Source organism: Streptomyces nidicola (assembly GCF_050106155.1).
In the GTDB taxonomy this organism is placed as follows: domain Bacteria; phylum Actinomycetota; class Actinomycetes; order Streptomycetales; family Streptomycetaceae; genus Streptomyces.
In genome coordinates this window covers 7,073,252-7,090,790 of sequence record NZ_JBNBPI010000001.1, presented here as the reverse complement: position 1 = coordinate 7,090,790, position 17,539 = coordinate 7,073,252, and the positions used below count along the sequence as shown (strand labels likewise).

Here is a 17,539-nt window from a genome sequence, read left to right as displayed (position 1 = left end):
CGGCGTCAGTCGAGCACGCGCGCCAGGTACGCCCGCAGCAGCTCGCGCACCTCCCCGATCACCGCCGCGTCCCCGCGCTCCGGGTCGATCCGGAACGCGAGTCGTACCAGGGCGTCGGCGGATTCGACGGCGACCAGGAACGCGCGGCGCAGCGCGGGGTCCGGGGTGCGGCCGAGGCGTGGGGCGAGGAGGTCGGTGAGGGTGTCGGCGACGCGGTGGTTGGGGTCGGCGTCCGGGGCGCCCACGGGGAGCTGGGTGCCGAAGTCGACCAGGGAGAAGCCCGGCGCCGTGCGCTTCATCGCGAGGTACTCGTCGAGCACCGCGTCCATCGCGGCCCGCCAGTCGCCGGCGGGGACGTCCCTGAGGCGCGCGGTGACCCGCCGCACGTACCGGTCGAGATTGCGCTCGGCCAGCGCCTCGACCAGGGCCCGCTTGTTGCCGAAGAAGCGGTAGACCGAGCCGATGGGGACCTCGGCGCGGTGCGCGACGGCGCGGGTGCTCAGCTCGTCGTATCCCGTCTCGTCGAGAAGTTCGGCGCAGGCGTCGAGTATCCGGGTCAGACGCTCGGCGCTGCGCCGCTGAACGGGCTTGCGGCGCAAGGGCGTTGGATGGGCCATGAAGGCCAGACTACGGTGACGCGGTCAGGTCCGCGGTGGCCTCGACGGGCTTGTCCGCGACCGCCCACACCGTGTGGTCGTCGGCGTAGAGGCGGGCGGTGAGGTGGTGGGTGCCGCGGTGCAGGCGGGTGCCGGGCAGGCGGTAGTCGACGGCGCGCAGCCGGGCGAGGCAGCGGCCGTCCAGGTAGAGCCGGGCGTAGCCGCGGCGCTCGACGGCCCGGGCCGGGGTGCCGTGGGGGCTGAGGCGGAAGCGGCGTACCCAGATGCGGACGTCCCAGCCGCCCGCGGGGCCCGTCCGCGGCTTCACGATCAGGCCGATCTCGGGTGCGCCCTCGGCGGGGACCCGGCGGTAGTGATGGCCCTCGGCGTCGGTGCGCGAGAGAACCTCCCCGGCCTGCCGCTGTCCGTCGCCGCCGGACCCGCAGCCCACGGCGCCCGCGAGCAGGACGCAGGTCAGCAGCGCCGCGGCGGCCGCGCGCAGGGCAGGAAGGCTGGGCATGTTGGGGACGGTAGAGGACCGGTGACGTCCGGCGGATCCCTCGCGGGGAGGACGCTCGCGGGCCTCCCCTCGGCCGCTGGTACCGCCGCGCGTCAGCCATACGACGGACGGTGATGGTCTTGCGCCGGCCACCCGCGAATCCTACGGTGAAGCATAGGAATCATTGACCAGGGAGCGATGATGAGCGGGGACGTACGCAAGACCGCCGAGGGGCTGACCTACCTCACCGGCTTCGGGAACGAGCACGGGTCCGAGGCCGTGCCCGGGGCCCTGCCCGAGGGGCGCAACTCGCCGCAGCGCGCGCCGCTCGGCCTGTACGCGGAGCAGCTCAGCGGCACCGCGTTCACCGAGCCGCGGGCGCACAACCGCCGCTCGTGGCTGTACCGGATCCGCCCGTCGGCGGCGCACCCGGAGTTCAGCCGTGTCGACAACGGCGGGGTGCGCACGGCCCCGTTCACCGAGACCGTTCCCGATCCCAACCGCCGTCGCTGGAACCCGCTGCCCGAGCCCGCGCCCGGCACTGACTGGCTGGCCGGCCTGTGGACGCTGGGCGGCAACGGCGACGCGACGCAGCGCACCGGCCTGGCCGTGCACCTGTACCACGCCAACTCCCCCATGAACGACCGGGTGTTCAGCGATGCGGACGGTGAGCTGCTGATCGTTCCGGAGCGCGGCGGGCTGCTGCTGCGCACGGAATTCGGGGTGCTCGCCGCCGAACCGGGCGAGGTCGCGCTGATCCCGCGCGGCGTGCGCTTCCGGGTCGAGCTGCTCGACGCTGTGTCCGATGGCGGGCAGAGCCCGACCGCGCGCGGGTACGTGTGCGAGAACTACGGCGCCCCGTTCCAGCTGCCCGACCTCGGGCCGATCGGCGCCAACGGCCTGGCGAACGCGCGGGACTTCAGGGCGCCGGTCGCCGCGTACGAGGACGACGACCGCCCTGTGGAGGTCGTCAACAAGTTCTGCGGCAACCTCTGGTCCGCGACGTACGACCACTCCCCGCTCGATGTCGTCGCCTGGCACGGCAACCACGTCCCGTACGTGTACGACCTGCGCCGCTTCAACGTCATCGGGACGATCTCGTACGACCACCCGGACCCGTCGATCTTCACGGTGCTCACGTCACCCTCCGACACCCCGGGTCTCGCGGGCGTCGACTTCGTCGTGTTCGCGCCGCGCTGGCTGGTGGGCGAGGACACGTTCCGGCCGCCGTACTTCCACCGGAACGTGATGAGCGAGTACATGGGGCTCATCGAGGGCGCGTACGACGCGAAGGCCGAGGGCTTCGTGCCGGGCGGCGGCTCGCTGCACAACATGATGTCGGCGCACGGGCCCGACCGGGACACGTTCGACAAGGCGAGCGCCGCCGAGCTCAAGCCGCAGAAGGTCGACGACGGCCTGGCCTTCATGTTCGAGACGCGCTGGCCCGTCACCCTCGCCCCGCAGGCCTCGACAGCCGGGCACCTTCAGCGCGACTACGACGACGTATGGCGTGGCCTGGAGCGCCACTTCCGCGGGTAGCTGCCATGGCCGCCGCATTGCACCATTCCCCCGACGACCGGTACGGATAACCCGTGACGTCATTCGCCCCGGACTCGATCGTCCTGAACCGCAAATTGCCGCTCTGGTATCAGGTGTCGCAGTCCCTGCGCGCCTCGATACTCGGAAGATCGCCCCAGGACCCGCTGCGCCTGCCCACCGAGGAGCAACTCGCGGGGCACTACGGGGTCTCCGTGCTCACCATGCGACAGGCGCTGAAGGAGCTGGAGGACGAGGGACTCATCACGCGGCACCGGCGCCGCGGCACGTTCATCGAGCCGGATGCCCAGCAGGGCGCGCCGGTGCGCCTGTTGGGCTCGGTCGACGCGATCGTCGCGCAGCAGTCCGGCATGACGACGCGGCTGCTCGACCACGGCACGGTGCCGGTCCCCGTCGCCTTCGCCGAGCACTTCCCGGGGGCCGGGGCCGTCCCCACGTACCACCGGCTGCGCTTCGACGAGAAGACCGGCGAGCCGACGAACCACGCCCGCAACTACCTCCGTCCGGACCTCGGCGACCGCGTCGACCTCGCGGACCTGGAACGGTGGCCGATGACGAAGGTGCTGCGGGACGTGGTCGGCGTGCGGATCAGCCGGATCACGGACTCGGTGCAGGCGCGGCTCGCGGATCCCGAGACGGCGCGGCTCCTCGAAGTGCCGCTGCTCAGTCCGATCCTGCATTACACGGGTGTCACGTACGACGAGGAGGGCAGGGTGTTGGATGTGGCGGTGATCCATTACCGGGGGGACCGGTTCTCGTTCACGGTGACGTTGGACGCGGATTGAGCAGGTTCAGCCCCGCCGGCGTTTGAGGCGCGGGGTCCGGGGCGGAGCCCCGCGTCCGCAACACCGTTGCCGCGAAAAGGGGGAGACGTACCATGCCGGTCGTGACGAACGACCCGCTCACCGAGGCCATCGGACTCGCGGACCTCATGCCCTGGTCCGTCGCGCCCCTGCGCCTGGGACGCGGCTGGCCGGTCGCGCCGGACGCCGCGTCCCTGAAGGCCCGTTGGAACGCCTTCGTGCGCGCAGGACAGGACGAGCGCGAGGGGCTCCTCGAACCCTCACGCGCCCGTACCCTGCACACCGCCGCCGCCCAGCTCCCCGGCCAACGCACCGGCACCGAGCCGCTCGCGCACGCGGAAGGGCCCTGCCCGGACCCCGTACCGCTGCTGCACGGCCCGTTCGACGAGCAGTGGCTCATCCCCGACCAGCGGCTGCTCGACGCGGCCCGGCCGGAGCTGTGGCGGGTCATGGACGAGCGGCAACTGTTCCTGGTCGAGCAGGGGCACGTGCCCGGCGCCGGCGGCCCCGCGCTGCTCGCGTCCGCCGTGCTCCCGGAGGGCCGCTCCCCCGCCGGCCGGCCCGGCCGCATCCGCCCGCTCTACCGCCGCCCCGGCGGCGTGGAACCGAACGTGGCGCCGGGCCTGCTCACCCACCTCTCCGGCGCGTACGACCGAGAGGTGACGGCGGCCGATCTGTTCGCGTGGATCCTGGTGGCGGGCGCCCGCGACGGCTCCCCCGACATCCGCGTGCCGCTGCCGGACGACGCGGACGTGTGGGTGCGCGGGGTCGAACTCGGGCGCCGCGTCCTGTGGTTGGAGCGGCGTGGGGCGGACGGCGACCGGCCGAAACTTCCCGGCGGCCGCCGCCCGTACGTGCGCGCCCCGCTGCCGTCCCGGCCCACGGAGGTCCTCTACGACCGCGAGGAGGAGGCCCTGGTCGTCGGCGACGGGCGCATCTCCCCGGTACCGGCGGCGGCCTGGGACTTCCAGGTCAGCGGGGTCGGGGTCCTGGAGCAGTGGTTCGCGCGCCGCACCGCACCCGCCGAACCCGGCACCCTCGCGGCCCTGCGCCCGTCGACCTGGCCGCAGCCGTGGACGTCACAACTCCTGGAACTCATCACGGTCCTGACGCTCCTCGCGGAACTCGGGCCGCAGCAGGACGAGTTGCGCGAGGCCGCCCTCGCGGACCCGCTCACGACGAAGGACCTGGAACGGGCCCGCGTGCTGCCCGTCCCGGACCCCGCCCGCCATCCGGCCACCGTCCTGGACCACCAAGAAGAGGGCCCGGGCGGCCAGTTCGCGATCCTGTGAACCCGCCCACTGTCAGCGCGGCGGCTCATCCGCCGCGAACCCCTCCAACGTCCGCCGCAGCGCCCGCTCGAACACCGCCTCCAGGTCGATCGGGCCCGCGTCCTCGGCGAACGACGCCGCGAGGCGCGGGTACCGGCCCGAGGCCACCTGCCCGCCCAAGTAGGCGATCCGCACCGCCTGTTCCTGCTCGGCGCTCCACGGCAGGGAGCGGGTCCGCTCGGCCGTCGCGATCTCGTTGGCGACGTACGTCGTGACCACGCTCGTCACCGCCGCGACCAGCTCCATCTTCGTGCCGTACGGCAGGTCGAGCGGGTCGAGGCAGGTCAGGCAGTACTCCAGGTACGCGAGCGCGTTCGGGCTGAAGCCGTAGACCGGTGACATCAGCCCCGGCAGCCACGGATGCCGGTGCATCAGCGCCCGCGACTGCCGGGCGAGGCCGAGGATGTCCGCCCGCCAGTCGCCGCTCGGCTCGGCGAACTCGTACTCGGCGCTGACGGCGTCGACCATCAGCTCGTACAGGTCCTCCTTGCGCGGCACGTAGTTGTACAGCGACATCGTGCCCATGCCCAGCTCGCCGGCGATCTTCCGCATGGACACCGCGTCGATGCCCTCGGCGTCGGCGACGCGCACCGCCGTCGCCGCGATATCGGCCCTGCTGTGCGCGGGCCTCGGCCCCCGCCCGGCGCGCTCGGGGCGCGCCCAGATCACTTCGGGTTCGGCCGCTCGGCCCGCCATTGATCATCACCTCGCGCACCATCCTAGTTACGTACACCGTACGTAGTGCGCTACGGTGATCCCATGACTTCTACGTACGCTGTACTTAGTGAAGGTCTGGAAAAGCGCTTCGGCAAAGGGCCGAAGGCCGTGCACGCCGTGCGCGGACTGGATCTGGCGGTGCGCGAGGGCACGGTGTGCGGTCTGCTCGGGCCGAACGGAGCCGGCAAGACGACCGCCGTCCGACTGCTCACGACCCTGCTCCGCCCCGACGCGGGCACCGCGCGTGTCGCCGGGCACGACATCACCGCGGACCCGCACGCCGTGCGCCGCCGCATCGGCGTCACCGGCCAGTACGCGTCGGTCGACGGGGACCTCACGGGCCGCGAGAACCTCCGCCTGTTCGCCCGCCTGCTGCGCGCGCCGGGCGCCCGGGTCCGCGCCGACGAGCTGATCGAGCGCTTCGAGCTGACCGACGCCGCCGACCGCACGGCCCGTACGTACTCCGGGGGCATGCGCCGCCGTCTCGACCTGGCCGCGAGCCTGATCACCCGCCCCGCCGTGCTCTTCCTCGACGAGCCGACCACCGGCCTCGACCCGCACAGCAGGAACGGCATCTGGGAGGCCGTGCGCGAGCTGTCCCGCGAGGGCACGACCGTCGTCCTGACCACGCAGTACCTGGAGGAGGCCGACCAGCTCGCCGATGACATCGTGCTGATCGACGAGGGCCGCGCCGCCCACTCGGGCACGCCCGCCGAACTCAAGGCACAGATCGGCCACTACGCGGAGGTCGTCGTGGCCGAGGAGGCGGGCGAGCAGGCGCTGCACGCGGCCGCTGTCGTCCTCGACCAACTCACCGGCGCCCGGCCCCGGTTGGACGCGGAGCGCCGCACCGTGGGCGCCGTCGTTCTCGATCCCGCCGTCACGCTCCCCCGCGTCGTGCGTGAACTCGACGCGTCCGGCGTCCCGTTGCTCGACGCGACGCTGCGCCCGCCCACGCTCGACGAGGTGTTCCTGCGCCTCACCGTCACCGGTCACCAGGCCCAGGAGGTCGCCGCATGAGTACCGCCATCCTCTACGACGGCACAGCCATGCTCGGCCGGCACCTCCAGCGCGTCCGGCACGCCCCGGCCATCCTGCTCATGACGCAGACCATGCCGATCGTGTTCCTGCTGTTCTTCGGCTACGTCTTCGGCTCCGCGCTCGCCATGCCGGGCTCGGACTACCGGGCGTTCCTGGTGCCGGGCATGCTCGTGGCGACCGCGGCCAACGGGATCATGACCGGGATGTTCGGCGCCGCCCAGGACTCGCACCGGGGCGTGATGGACCGCTTCCGTACGCTGCCGATGAGCCGGGCCGCCGTGCCGCTCGGGCAGGCCGTCGCCGATCTGCTGACGACGGCGGTCGGCCTGGTGCCGCTCGTGCTCGTGGGGCTCGCGATGGGCTGGCGGATCGAGGGCGGGCCGCCCGCGGCGTTCGGCGCGTTCGGGCTGCTCCTGCTCTTCCGGTTCGCCGCGACGTGGGTCGGGATCCTGCTCGGGCTCGCGTCGCAGAGCGAGGAGGCGGCGGGACAGTTGGGCGGCGCCACGTTCATGCTGCCGCTGCTGTCGAACGCGTACATCCCGACCGACGGGATGCCCGGCTGGGTGCGCACCCTCGCCGAGTGGAACCCGATCAGCGCGGTGGCCACGGCCGTGCGCGAACTGTTCGGCAACGCGCCGGTGCCGCACGGCGCGGCCTGGCCCGTGGCGCATCCGGTGGCGGGCTCGCTGGCGTGGTGCGCGGTGCTGCTCGCGGTGTGCGTGCCGCTCGCCGTCCGCCGCTACGCGCGCGGCGGACGGTGAACAGCCGCCCGTTACGGGCTACTTCTGGGGTTCAAGCGCCGGTCCGAGCGAGGAGAACTTCTCCTGGGACACGACCCGCTTCGGCGGCCAGGTGATGTTGTTCGGCGGCCACTTCTGCCCGGTCTTCTTCAGGAACCACGCCGGCGGCTCGTACATGGGCGGCTCATAGCCGTCCGGGATCGCCGTCTTCCACTCGACGTCCTTGGTGCGGTCCTTGAACTCGTCCTTGATCGCCTTGAGCCGCTCCGGCTGGGTGATCAGGTCGACCGCCGTGGCCGCCAGATACTTCGCGGCGGCGAGCACGGCCGCCTGCCCGGGGGCCGCGGCGGCGCAGGCCGCGGTGGACCAGGTGTGCATCTTCGTGCCGATGGGGGCGAGCGCCGAACCCATCGACACGGTCGGCACGTTCCAGCTGATGTCGGCGACGTCGGTCGAGCCGCCGCCGAGGAACACCGGGTCGGGCGGCTTGAGTTCGCCGACCTTGTCGTGCATCCCGGCCTCGGGAAGCCCGAGCGACTTCTGCAGATCCTTCGCCAACTGGTGTGCCTCGGCGCTGAATTTCGGCGGGCCGATCTGCCGCATGTTGTCGTGCAGCAGCTCCGCGAAGGACTTGGAGGGCAGCTGGTTCCAGCAGGCGGAGGTGATCCGGTGCCGCACCGTGGTCTGCGAGGCCTTGGCCGCGGCCTCGGAGATCGCGATCACCTTGTCGAGCAGCACCTGGACGCGGGCGGTGCTGCCCTCGCGCACGTAGTAGCTGATCTCGGCGATCTCCGGCGTGACGTTCGGGATGTCGCCGCCGTTGTTGATCACCCAGTGCAGCCGGGCGGAGGGCGCCATGTTCTCCTCGCGCAGGAACTCCGACATGGTCGCCATCATCACGGCGGCGTCGAGCGCGGACTTGTTCCCGAGCGGGGTGCCGCCGTGTCCGGCGACGCCGAGGAACGTGAAGGTCACGGCGGTCATGGCGTTGCTGGTGCCCCAGCCGGTGGCGTTGGCGGTGGAGGGGTGCCAGTCGAGGAAGGCGTCAAGACCCTCGTACACGCCCTTGCTGACCGCGTACGTCTTGCCGATCAGGGTCTCCTCGGCGGTGGAGCCGAAGAATTTCACGGTGACGGGGAGCTTGTGCTGCTTGGCGGCCTGCGCGACCGCCGCCGCCGCGGCTGCGGCCGCCGTGCCGAGCGCGCTGTGCCCGCAGCCGTGTCCCGGGCCGTAGCTCGGGGCGAAGGGGTCGTGGATGTACTCGCGCGGGTCGTGGTGTCCGACGCCCTTGTTCTGCGAAAGGCCCGGCAGCGCGTCGTACTCGCCGCTGAACCCGAGCACCGGGCCGCCGCTGCCGTAGGAGTAGGTCGCGGTGAACGCGGTCGGGAAGCCGGCCGTCCCGAACTTCACGTCGAATCCGGCCCGTTCGAGGAAACCGGCCTCGGCGAGCGAGGAGTTCCACTCGCGCAGCGACAGCTCGGCGTGCTCCCAGATCTCCTCGTTCAGGCCCGTGATGCGGGAGCTGTTGGCGCCGATCCAGCCGAGGGCGGCGGACTTGGCGGGGCTGTCCTCCGCGAGGCCCTCGGGCGCCTTGTATTCGAGCGGGGCCGCGTCCGCGGCGTCCGCCGCGGCGGCCATCGCCGGGTCCGCCTGGGCGGTCATCGCGGCGGTGGTCACTCCGGCGGCGCCGAGCATCTGCATGATGCGGCGTCTGCTGATCTGCGGGCCGGGCGTGGACTCGGGCATCTCGTGCTCGTGGTGGTCGTGCAGGTCACACACGCGTACCTCCCGGGGGTGAGGTGGGTGTAGCTGTAACTGCCATCGACGATCACGCGCCACACTGGCCCCTGGAGGTTGCCCCGTCAACATCTGTGCGTGACAAGGGCGTTACGCGATGTGCGGACCAGCGGGCACGACAAAGGCCCGCATCGTCCTCTCTGCCGGAGTGTCCGCCGCGTGCCGTGGGGATGACGGTCGCTGTGATGCGCGGCGATGCACCGGACGGCGCGGAGGCGCGATACGGGCCTTGTCTCTTGCTTGAGCGGCCGCTGTCTAGTGGCCGCCGAACAGCGAGCGGCGAAGCCGCCGCAGTGGCGCGAAGAGCGAGACCCTCCGCATCCGTGCGCGGCTGCCGCTGCGCTCGTGCGCCGTGTCACGCGTGGTCAGCTCGCGCATCAGTGACGTCGCCTCCACCGTCTCGCGCTGCGGGACGGCAGGGCCGCCGAGCACCGAGAGATGGCGGTCGAGGCGCGAACTGGTCGCACTGTTCCCGCAGGTGATCGCAGGCACTCGCGGCCTGCTGCGCACTGTTATCTGTTCCATGTCACTCCCCACCCGTACGAGGGCACCCGGCCCGGGCAGGTTAACCCTATCGCCCCAGCGCGACACTCGTGTATCCCGGTCGCAGTATTCACCTCCCTCGTAAGGGGGTTGACGGTTCGAAAGCGATCACTCTCCGAATCCGACCGATTCCAGGGCGAGTTGGACAAGTGGGGCTTCTGTGGGGCGCTCAGAACCGCCGTCCGGCTCCGTCGTGACAGCGAGTGAGGAGGCGTCCGGAGTCAAGCCGGAGGCCACCACCGGCGTGTCGGAGCCGTCCTCGGGCAGCACACCGAGGGAGCGCGGCGGCGCCGACGGCTCCATCAGCCACAACTGGTGGACCTTGCCGCGGGGCGGCGCCTGGAGACCTGTGACAGTGATCACCGCGCTGCCCCGCTCCGGCGACGCGACGACATTCAGCCCGTCCGCGCGGACCGCACTGGCGTCCGGAGCCGCGAGCACCGCCGCCACCTCGCGCGCGGCGGCGCGCTGCTCGTCGAGCCGGTCCGAGGTGCGCTCCAGCTGCACGGCGAAGAGCGCGGCCACGGTGAGCGCGCCCGCCCCCGTGGCCACGCCGAGCGGCACGAGGAGCCCACGCGCGCGTGGCGCGGTGCGGGGTCCGTCCGCCGCGGGGGCCTGGGGCGCGGGCACCTGGGCCGTGAGCTGTACGGCGGCCAGCACCCGTTCGCGCAGTTCGGCGGGCGGGGCCACGGAGGCCGAGCAGGCGAGCCGCACCGAGCTCTCCGTCAGCGCGCGCACCTCGTCGGCGCAGGAGTCGCAGCGCGTCAAGTGCCGCTCGAACCGGGCCCGTTCGCGGTCCTCCAGGGCGTCAAGGGCGTAGGGCGCGGCGAGGGCGTGGACACGCGGCCCCCACGGGACGCGGTGCCTCTTCGGAGCCCTGTCGTTCCTCGGGCCCCTGTCGTTCCTTGGGGCCCTGTCGTTCATCGGTGGCCTGTCGTTCATGCGGCCCTACCTTCTTGAGTGCGTCCCAGTAGGTCGCGACCCTGGGACTGCGCGGGTGGGGCAGGGATGGTTTTCATGCTGGCTGCCCTTGATGGCTCGGGACGCTGATCCCCCTGCCCCGCCACTTCTTCCGGACTGCTGATTAGGCTCTGCGGACCATCGCTTGGTAGGGCGAGGACAGGCGGAAGGAGGTGCGCCGCACGTCGTCCGACCAGGGGAGGAACACTGTGTCCAGCACCGCCGGGTACGACATCGCCAAGGAGTTCCACTGGCTTACGGCCCTCGACGACCGGGGCCGTGCGTTGCTCAGCCACCGGGTCGACAACACACCCGAGGCAATCGAGCACTCGATCAGCGAACTGCACGTCATCGAGGCCGAACACGGCACCGTAACCATCGGGCTGGACATCCTCGGCGGCATCGCCGGCCTGCTCGCCGCGATGCTGCTGGCCGAGGGCTTCACCTGCGTGCACGTGCCCGGCCTCGCGGTCAATCGGGCCCGCCGAGCGACCCGCGGCGGCGAGAACAAGTCCGATCCGCGCGACGCCAAGGTCATTGCCGAGCAGGTCATGCTCCGCGATGACCTGCGGATCGTCGAACTGCCCGAGGAAACCACCGTGGAGCTGCGGCTGTTGGTCTCCCATCGCACCACGCTGGTCAAGGACGCCACCGCCCGCACCGCGAGGCTGCGCGACCTGCTCACCGGCATCCATCCCGGCCTGGAACGCGCCACCGACCCGACCCGCAAATCCAGCCTGATCCTCCTCAGCCACTACGTCACCCCGGCCGAGATCCGCCGGGCCGGAGCCGCCCGCATCGCCGACTACCTGCGCCGACGCGGCGTCAAGCAACCCACTGCGCAGACGCTGGCCGACGCCGCGCACACAGCGGCCCTCGCCCAGCCCACCACCGTGGTGGGCGAGCGACGCACCGCGATGCTCATCCGTGAGCTCGCCGCCGAACTCCTCGCGGGCAAAAACCGGTTGAAGCAGATCGAGACCGAGATCGCCGGCCTGGTCGACGTCCACCCTGACGGGGCCCTCATCCAGAGCCTGCCGGGGATGGGGGCCGCACTCAGCGCCGAGTTCCTCGCCGCAGTCGGCGACATCCACCGCTTCACCGGGGGCGACGCGCTGGCCGCGGCCGCGGGTCTGGCCCCGGTCCTCTCCCAGTCGGGAAAGGTGCGCTACTCGCGCCGCGCGACCGGCGGCGACAAGGCCCTCAAGCGGGTCTTCTACCAGGCCGCGTTCTGCTCGATCCGGCGCGATCCCGCCTCGCGAACCTTCTACGACCGCAAACGAGCCGAGGGCAAACGACATCATCAGGCCCTGATCGCCCTGGCCCGACGCAAGGTGAACGTCCTCTACGCGATCCTGCGCGACCGCCAGCCCTACCGAGCCCGGCCGCCTCTTCGTCTCGTGGCTTGACAACAGCATTAGGCAGCGTCCCCCAGGCAGGCGCGCAGCCGGGTGAGACCGTCGCGCATCCGCGTCTTGACGGTGCCGAGCGGAACGGAGAGGCGCTGCGCGACCTCCCGGTAGGTGTACCCCTCGTAGTAGGCGAGGGTCACGGAGCGGCGCTGGAGTTCGGTGAGCCCGTCGAGGCAGCGGCGGACCCATTCGCGGTCGAGGTTGGTCTCGACCTGCTCGGCGACCTCGTCGAAGGCGGTGCGGTGCCAGCGGCTCGCGGCCCGCTCCTCGCGCTCCCTGGACGCGCGGGCGCTCCGTACCCGGTCGACCGCTCTGCGGTGGGCGTGGGTGAGCACCCAGGCCATCGCGGTCCCCCGGCGCGGGTCGAAGCGTGCGGCGTCCCGCCACAGTTCCAGGAACACCTCCTGGGCGACCTCCTCGGACTGGGCGGGGTCGCGCAGCACCCGGAGCACGAGCCCGTACACCGCGCCCGCCACCAGCTCGTACAGCTCCTCGTACGCCCGCACGTCGCCCTGCCCGACCATCGGCAGCAACTTGTCCGCCCGCATCGGTTCCCCTCCCGCCCGGCGGCGCGGCCCGGTGCCGCGCCGCCCCCACTACGTGGTTCGCGGCCGGGCCCGGTCCGGATCGGGGGCGCCGCGAAGTTTCGTGAAGGAAGTACGGGCGGACGGGCACGGAACGCGGGCGGGCCGCTCGGTAATCCGCCGCGCATCGGTCCGCGGTCGACCAATCCGCCGGGCGCGGTGCGCCGAATGGCTTGGCGTCAACCGCACTTCGTGCACGGACCGCGTGAGGACGGACCCATGACCTCTCAGTCAGCGAAGCCGACGAACACACCGGCTTCGGAAAGCCCAGACACGGCACGCGGCGCACCCCGCGCGCGCATGCGGCACCGGCGACGGGGCCTGGCGCTCCTGGTCTGCGGCGGCCTCGCCGCGGGCGGTGTCGCGGCCGCCGGCGCGACGGGCCTCGGACCGCAGTCGGCCGAGGCCTCCAGCCACCGCGAGGCCCCGCTGATCTCGGGCCAGCCCCAGTACGACAACACCGACGTGTACGCGTTCGTGAGCCCCGACAAGCCGGACACCACGACCCTAGTGGCCAACTGGACCCCCTTCGAGGAGCCCGCGGGCGGCCCGAACTTCTACCCGTTCCCCGAAGACGCCCATTACGACCTGCACATCGACAGCGACGGCGACGCGCAGGGCGATCTGCTGTACCGGTGGACGTTCAAGACCCACACCAAGAACGGGAACACGTTCCTCTACAACACCGGCCCGGTGAAAAGCCTCGACGACCCGAACCTGAACGTCACGCAGACCTACGACATCGATCTGCTGCGCCTGAAGGACCAGAAGATCGTGTCCAAGTCGAAGATCGCCGACGATGCCCCGGTGGCGCCGTCGAACGTCGGCAAGGCGTCGATGCCCGACTACAAGACGCTGCGCGACCAGGCGGTCAAGAAGGTCGGCGGCGGCGTCACCTCGTACGTGGGCCAGGCCGACGACCCGTTCTTCCTCGACCTGCGCGTCTTCGACCTGCTGTACGGCGGGAACCTCTCCGAGGTCGGCCGGGACACGCTCAAGGGCTACAACGTGAACACGGTCGCCCTCCAGGTGCCCACCGCGTTCCTGACGGAGTCGAAGGACCAGCCGACCATCGGCGTGTGGTCGACGACCTCGCGCAAGGACGCGCAGGGCGACTGGACGCAGGTGTCCAGGCTCGGCAGTCCGCTGGTCAACGAGGTGGTGAACCCGCAGAAGGTCAAGGACCGCTTCAACGCGTCCTCACCGTGGAACGACAGCCAGTTCCTGCCGTTCGTGACGGAGCCCGAACTGCCCAAGCTGATCGAGTCGATCTACAAGATCAAGGCTCCGAAGACGCCGCGCAACGACCTGGTGGACGTCTTCCTGAAGGGCGTGAAGGGCCTCAACCAGCCGCCGGGCGTGCGCCCCTCGGAGATGCTGCGCCTCAACACGTCGATACCGCCGACGAGTTCACCGAAGCGTCTCGGTGTCCTCGAGGGCGACAAAGCGGGCTTCCCGAACGGGCGTCGGCTCTCCGATGACGTCGTGGACGCCGAGCTCCAGGTCGTCGAGGGCGAACTACTCGGCAAGAAGAACGACCTGGGCGACGCCGTCGACGCCAACGACAAGAAGTTCGAGTCGACGTTCCCGTACGTGGCGCTGCCCACGGAGGGTTCGCGCGGGCCGCTCGCCAAGAACAAGACGCAGAGCGACACCGAGGTCCGCGACCAGCTCACCGGCAGCTCGGTGTCCTCGGACTCCGGCGACGACGACACGCTCATGACGGCCTCCTTCGCGGCGGCCGGCGCCGGCTTCCTGCTGATCGGCACCGCGCTCGTGTGGTGGCGCGGCCGGAGCAGGCGGCGCGCGGGCTTCGGCCCGCCGTTCTCGGGCTGAGAGCCGCTGGGTGTCCGGTAACCAATGAACGGCGCGGCCCGCGTGCCTGATCCTCCACACCGCGGGCCGCGCCTCCCACCCGTCTTTTTGTCTCCTCACCGCTTCGTCTCCTCACCTCTTCGTCTCTCGGAACTCGTCCCTAGGAGCGCGCATGCAGGCCTTGTCCGGCAAGGGGATCGGGGCGTCGGGGCTCGGGCGGCTGCTCGCCCTGGGCGCCGCGCTCGCCCTCGCCCTCACCGCGGGCGCCCTGGTCGCCGACGACGGCTCCCCGCCGAAGGCCGTGACCACGGGCACCGCCCCGAACCCGGCGCCGGCCGGGCTCGCCTCCGGCGACCTCGACCGGGGCGTGTCCCAGCTGCAGAAGCATCTGAAGGCGCAGCCCAGGGACCACGCCTCGTGGGCGTCGCTCGGTACGGCGTACGTCGAGCAGGCGCGGGTGGGCGCGGACCCGTCCCGCTACCCGCAGGCCGAGCGCGCCCTGGCCCGCTCCCTGAAGCTGCGCCCCGGCAACGACCCGGCGCTCGCCGGGCAGGCCGCGCTCGCCGCGGCCCGGCACGACTTCGACGGAGCGCTGCGCCTCGCACGCAGGGCCCTGAAGGTCAACCCCTACGGCGAGGCGGCACTGGCGCTCCGCGTCGACGCGCTCGTCGAACTCGGCGACTACAAGGGCGCGTTGAAGGCGGCCGGCGTCGCGGACTCGCGCCGCCCCGGCATCCCGAGCTTCACCCGCTTCGCATACGTACATGAGCTGCGCGGCGACGCTACGACAGCGCGCAAGGTCCTGGGCCGGGCGCTCGCCGGCGCCACAGCGCCCGGCGACGTCTCGTACGTGGCCACCGCACTCGGCCAACTCGCCTGGCGTCAGGGCGAGTACAAGGACTCCCTGCGCCACTACGCGACGGCGCTGCGCGCGGACCCGGACGCGGTCGCCGCCCTGGAGGGGCGCGGCAGGGCGCGGGCCGCGAGCGGGGACACGGCGGGCGCGATCCGCGACCTGAAGACCGTCGTCGCGCGCGCCCCGCTGCCGACCGCGCTGGTGGAGCTCGGCGAGCTCTACGAGGCGCGCGGCGAAGACAAGGCGGCGAAGCGCCAGTACGCCCTCGTCGGCACCTGGCTGCGGCTCGCCCGAGCGGGCGGCGTCGACGTCGACCTGGACACGGCGCTCGCCTCCACGGAGCACGGCGACCGGGCCGCGGGCCTCAAGGCGGCGCGCGCCGAGTGGCAGCGCCGGCACACCGTGCACACGGCGGACGCGCTCGCCTGGGCGCTGCACGCGGCCGGGCAGGACGAGGAGGCGCTGCCGTACGCGCGGCGGGCCACGGCCACCGGCTTCGGCGAGGCCGCGTTCCTCTACCACCGGGGCGTGCTCGAACTGGCCGCGGGCGACCGGGCCGAGGGCCGCGAGCTGCTGCGCGAGGCGCTGGACCGCAACCCCGCCTTCTCGCCGCTGGGCGCGAAGGCGGCGCGGGCGGCGCTGGCCGGGGCCACGGGGAAGGGGGCGGGGCGATGAGGCGCTGGAAGCGGTACGTCGCCCTGCCCATGGTGCTCGGCGCCGCCACGGCCGGGCTCCTCCTGGCCGGCGCCCCGGGGGCCGCCGCGCACCCGCTCGGCAACTTCACCGTCAACCACTACGACGGGCTGCTCGTCGGCTCCGACACCCTGCGCGTCGACCACGTGGAGGACCTGGCGGAGATCCCGACGCAGCAGGCACGGCCCGAACTCGACGCACGGGGACGGACGTTGTGGGCGAAGGAGCGCTGCGCGAGTGCCGCGCGGCGCGCCGAGGCCGACGTCGACGGGCGTCGGACGGCCCTTGAGGTGCGTACGGCCGACGCCCGCCTGCGCCCCGGCCAGGCGGGCCTCAAGACGCTGCGCGTGGAGTGCGCGTTCAGCGCGCCGCTGCCCCGCGAGAAGCCCGGCGGGAAGCACAGCGATCAGCACGGCGGAAAGGTACGCGTCGAGCTGCGCACCGGCGCCGCCGAGGGCCCCGGCTGGCGCGAGATCACCGCGCGCGGCGACCGGATGACGCTGAAGGCCTCGAACGTGCCCGACACGTCGACCTCGGACCGGCTGACCCGCTACCCGAAGGACCTGCTGTCCTCGCCGCCCGACCGGGTCGCCGCCTCGGTCACGGCCGTGCCCGGCGGCCCGGCGGCCCCGGCGGCGGGCGGCGCGGCCGACGCCGACCGCGGCCGTCCTGTCGGCTCCGAGGTGCTCCCCCGCGGCGCCGACCGCTGGACCGAGGCCCTCACGGGGCTGGTGTCACGGCACGAACTCGGCCCCGGGTTCGGGGCGTTGGCCCTCGGTATCGCGATGGTCCTCGGCGCCCTGCACGCACTCGCGCCAGGACACGGGAAGACCCTGATGGCGGCGGCCGCCGCGGCCCGCAGCCGGGCGAGGCTCCGGGACGTACTGCCACTCGCCGCGTCGGTGACGGTCACGCACACGCTCGGCGTGATCGCCCTGGGCATCCTCGTCACGGCCGGCTCCGCGGCCGCGCCCTCGGTGATCGCCTGGCTGGGCCTGGCGAGCGGCGTGCTGGTCACGGCCGCCGGGGTGGGCCTGCTCCGCAGGGCGTGGCGCTACCGCACGGCGGCACGAGCGCACACACACGACCATGACCACGATCACGGCCATGAGCACGAACCCGAGCACGAGCACACGCATGACCACGGGCACGATCACGGCCACGCGCACCCGCACCCGCACCCGCACGCCATGCCCCAACCCACCCTCCGTGGAACCCTGTTCCTCGGATTCGCCGGAGGCCTCGTCCCCAGCCCCTCGGCCGTCGTCGTGCTCGTCGGCGCCTCCGCGCTCGGCAAGGCGTGGTTCGGCCTGTTGCTCGTGTTCGGCTACGGCGTTGGACTCGCGCTCACCCTCACCGCGGTCGGCTTCACGGTGGTGCGCGTCGGCGGCCGGATCGCCCAGGCCCTCACCGATCTGCCGCGGCCCGGACGCGGCCCGCTCGCCGCGTTCGTACGCCGTGGCCTGAGCCGCGCGGTGCCGTTCGGTTCGGCCTTCGTCGTGGTGGCCCTCGGCTGCGGATTGGTGTTCAGGGGGGCCGCAACAGCGCTCGGTTGAGCTACTTTTGTTCAGACTTGTCGTGCCGCGCTTGCTTGT

At 72.3% G+C, this 17,539-nt stretch carries 16 protein-coding genes; 9 read left to right on the top strand and 7 right to left on the bottom strand.

Translation table 11 applies throughout. From position 1 onward, the window contains the following. Positions 1 to 5: 5 nt before the first annotated feature. Both ACOKM3_RS32030 and ACOKM3_RS32025 read right to left on the bottom strand, forming a co-directional pair. Entirely contained in the window at positions 6 to 617 is a 612-nt protein-coding gene (locus tag ACOKM3_RS32030) for a TetR family transcriptional regulator (RefSeq protein ID WP_426904669.1), read from the bottom strand. A 10-nt stretch (positions 618 to 627) separates the two neighbouring features. Beyond that, positions 628 to 1,116 (bottom strand): hypothetical protein, encoded by a 489-nt coding sequence (locus ACOKM3_RS32025; RefSeq protein ID WP_426904667.1) that lies wholly within the window; start codon positions 1,114 to 1,116, stop codon positions 628 to 630. 180 nt (positions 1,117 to 1,296) lie between these two features. Here ACOKM3_RS32025 and hmgA point away from each other — a divergent pair, with 180 nt between their 5' ends. The 3 genes from hmgA (at position 1,297) to ACOKM3_RS32010 (ending at position 4,747) form a co-directional block, all read left to right on the top strand. Next, positions 1,297 to 2,634, top strand: a complete 1,338-nt coding sequence (hmgA, locus tag ACOKM3_RS32020; RefSeq protein ID WP_426904665.1) for a homogentisate 1,2-dioxygenase — start codon at positions 1,297 to 1,299, stop codon at positions 2,632 to 2,634. A 53-nt stretch (positions 2,635 to 2,687) separates the two neighbouring features. After that, positions 2,688 to 3,437 carry a GntR family transcriptional regulator gene (locus ACOKM3_RS32015; RefSeq protein ID WP_426904663.1) on the top strand — a complete coding sequence of 250 codons (750 nt, stop codon included), beginning with the start codon at positions 2,688 to 2,690 and terminating at the stop codon, positions 3,435 to 3,437. 92 nt (positions 3,438 to 3,529) lie between these two features. After that, positions 3,530 to 4,747 (top strand): type ISP restriction/modification enzyme, encoded by a 1,218-nt coding sequence (locus ACOKM3_RS32010; protein WP_426904661.1) that lies wholly within the window; start codon positions 3,530 to 3,532, stop codon positions 4,745 to 4,747. A 12-nt stretch (positions 4,748 to 4,759) separates the two neighbouring features. Here ACOKM3_RS32010 and ACOKM3_RS32005 read toward each other — a convergent pair whose 3' ends face one another. Next, complete coding sequence (locus ACOKM3_RS32005; protein ID WP_426904659.1) at positions 4,760 to 5,482, bottom strand: TetR/AcrR family transcriptional regulator; 723 nt, start codon at positions 5,480 to 5,482, stop codon at positions 4,760 to 4,762. A gap of 63 nt (positions 5,483 to 5,545) precedes the next feature. On the opposite strand from ACOKM3_RS32005, the gene ACOKM3_RS32000 reads away from it, so the two are divergent. Together ACOKM3_RS32000 and ACOKM3_RS31995 are read left to right on the top strand one after the other, a co-directional pair. Beyond that, on the top strand, positions 5,546 to 6,523 hold the full coding sequence (locus tag ACOKM3_RS32000; RefSeq protein WP_426904657.1) for an ATP-binding cassette domain-containing protein: 978 nt from the start codon (positions 5,546 to 5,548) through the stop codon (positions 6,521 to 6,523). Continuing rightward, positions 6,520 to 7,305, top strand: coding sequence for an ABC transporter permease (locus tag ACOKM3_RS31995; RefSeq protein ID WP_426904655.1), 786 nt, complete (start codon positions 6,520 to 6,522; stop codon positions 7,303 to 7,305). The genes ACOKM3_RS32000 and ACOKM3_RS31995 overlap by 4 nt, the downstream gene beginning before the upstream one ends. 18 nt (positions 7,306 to 7,323) lie before the next feature. Here the strand turns inward: ACOKM3_RS31995 and ACOKM3_RS31990 are convergent, their stop codons facing one another. From ACOKM3_RS31990 to ACOKM3_RS31980, 3 genes are all read right to left on the bottom strand, one after another. Then, positions 7,324 to 9,063 carry an amidohydrolase gene (locus tag ACOKM3_RS31990; RefSeq protein ID WP_426904653.1) on the bottom strand — a complete coding sequence of 580 codons (1,740 nt, stop codon included), beginning with the start codon at positions 9,061 to 9,063 and terminating at the stop codon, positions 7,324 to 7,326. 273 nt (positions 9,064 to 9,336) lie between these two features. After that, positions 9,337 to 9,606, bottom strand: coding sequence for a hypothetical protein (locus ACOKM3_RS31985; RefSeq protein ID WP_425835700.1), 270 nt, complete (start codon positions 9,604 to 9,606; stop codon positions 9,337 to 9,339). Between the two features lie 126 nt (positions 9,607 to 9,732). Beyond that, on the bottom strand, positions 9,733 to 10,566 hold the full coding sequence (locus ACOKM3_RS31980) for an anti-sigma factor (RefSeq protein ID WP_426904651.1): 834 nt from the start codon (positions 10,564 to 10,566) through the stop codon (positions 9,733 to 9,735). A 227-nt stretch (positions 10,567 to 10,793) separates the two neighbouring features. Between ACOKM3_RS31980 and ACOKM3_RS31975 the strand changes: the two genes are divergently transcribed. Next, positions 10,794 to 11,993, top strand: coding sequence for an IS110 family RNA-guided transposase (locus ACOKM3_RS31975; protein ID WP_426899647.1), 1,200 nt, complete (start codon positions 10,794 to 10,796; stop codon positions 11,991 to 11,993). An 8-nt stretch (positions 11,994 to 12,001) separates the two neighbouring features. On the opposite strand, the gene sigK is transcribed toward ACOKM3_RS31975, so the two are convergent. Continuing rightward, positions 12,002 to 12,544, bottom strand: a complete 543-nt coding sequence (gene sigK, locus ACOKM3_RS31970; protein ID WP_426904649.1) for an ECF RNA polymerase sigma factor SigK — start codon at positions 12,542 to 12,544, stop codon at positions 12,002 to 12,004. A 336-nt stretch (positions 12,545 to 12,880) separates the two neighbouring features. Here sigK and ACOKM3_RS31965 point away from each other — a divergent pair, with 336 nt between their 5' ends. From ACOKM3_RS31965 to ACOKM3_RS31955, 3 genes are all read left to right on the top strand, one after another. After that, a complete protein-coding gene (locus tag ACOKM3_RS31965) occupies positions 12,881 to 14,416 on the top strand; it encodes a DUF4331 domain-containing protein (RefSeq protein WP_426904647.1) in 1,536 nt (511 codons plus the stop codon). Positions 14,417 to 14,567: 151 nt separating this feature from the next. Continuing rightward, positions 14,568 to 15,926 (top strand): tetratricopeptide repeat protein, encoded by a 1,359-nt coding sequence (locus ACOKM3_RS31960; RefSeq protein WP_426904645.1) that lies wholly within the window; start codon positions 14,568 to 14,570, stop codon positions 15,924 to 15,926. Continuing rightward, the gene (locus tag ACOKM3_RS31955) at positions 15,923 to 17,500 is read left to right on the top strand and encodes a nickel transporter (RefSeq protein ID WP_426904643.1); all 1,578 of its coding nucleotides are present in this window, start codon (positions 15,923 to 15,925) and stop codon (positions 17,498 to 17,500) included. The genes ACOKM3_RS31960 and ACOKM3_RS31955 overlap by 4 nt, the downstream gene beginning before the upstream one ends. Positions 17,501 to 17,539 lie beyond the last annotated feature (39 nt).

What these genes read in the sequence shown, in the direction of transcription:
- ACOKM3_RS32010 (WP_426904661.1), top strand. Translation starts at nt 3,530, where the DNA reads ATGCCGGTCGTGACGAACGACCCGCTCACCGAGGCCATCGGACTCGCG.
- ACOKM3_RS31960 (WP_426904645.1), top strand. Translation starts at nt 14,568, where the DNA reads ATGCAGGCCTTGTCCGGCAAGGGGATCGGGGCGTCGGGGCTCGGGCGG.
- ACOKM3_RS31955 (WP_426904643.1), top strand. Translation starts at nt 15,923, where the DNA reads ATGAGGCGCTGGAAGCGGTACGTCGCCCTGCCCATGGTGCTCGGCGCC.
- ACOKM3_RS32000 (WP_426904657.1), top strand. Translation starts at nt 5,546, where the DNA reads ATGACTTCTACGTACGCTGTACTTAGTGAAGGTCTGGAAAAGCGCTTC.
- ACOKM3_RS32030 (WP_426904669.1), bottom strand. Translation starts at nt 617, where the DNA reads ATGGCCCATCCAACGCCCTTGCGCCGCAAGCCCGTTCAGCGGCGCAGC.
- sigK (WP_426904649.1), bottom strand. Translation starts at nt 12,544, where the DNA reads ATGCGGGCGGACAAGTTGCTGCCGATGGTCGGGCAGGGCGACGTGCGG.
- ACOKM3_RS31980 (WP_426904651.1), bottom strand. Translation starts at nt 10,566, where the DNA reads ATGAACGACAGGCCACCGATGAACGACAGGGCCCCAAGGAACGACAGG.
- ACOKM3_RS31965 (WP_426904647.1), top strand. Translation starts at nt 12,881, where the DNA reads ATGCGGCACCGGCGACGGGGCCTGGCGCTCCTGGTCTGCGGCGGCCTC.
- hmgA (WP_426904665.1), top strand. Translation starts at nt 1,297, where the DNA reads ATGAGCGGGGACGTACGCAAGACCGCCGAGGGGCTGACCTACCTCACC.
- ACOKM3_RS32025 (WP_426904667.1), bottom strand. Translation starts at nt 1,116, where the DNA reads ATGCCCAGCCTTCCTGCCCTGCGCGCGGCCGCCGCGGCGCTGCTGACC.
- ACOKM3_RS32005 (WP_426904659.1), bottom strand. Translation starts at nt 5,482, where the DNA reads ATGGCGGGCCGAGCGGCCGAACCCGAAGTGATCTGGGCGCGCCCCGAG.
- ACOKM3_RS31995 (WP_426904655.1), top strand. Translation starts at nt 6,520, where the DNA reads ATGAGTACCGCCATCCTCTACGACGGCACAGCCATGCTCGGCCGGCAC.
- ACOKM3_RS31985 (WP_425835700.1), bottom strand. Translation starts at nt 9,606, where the DNA reads ATGGAACAGATAACAGTGCGCAGCAGGCCGCGAGTGCCTGCGATCACC.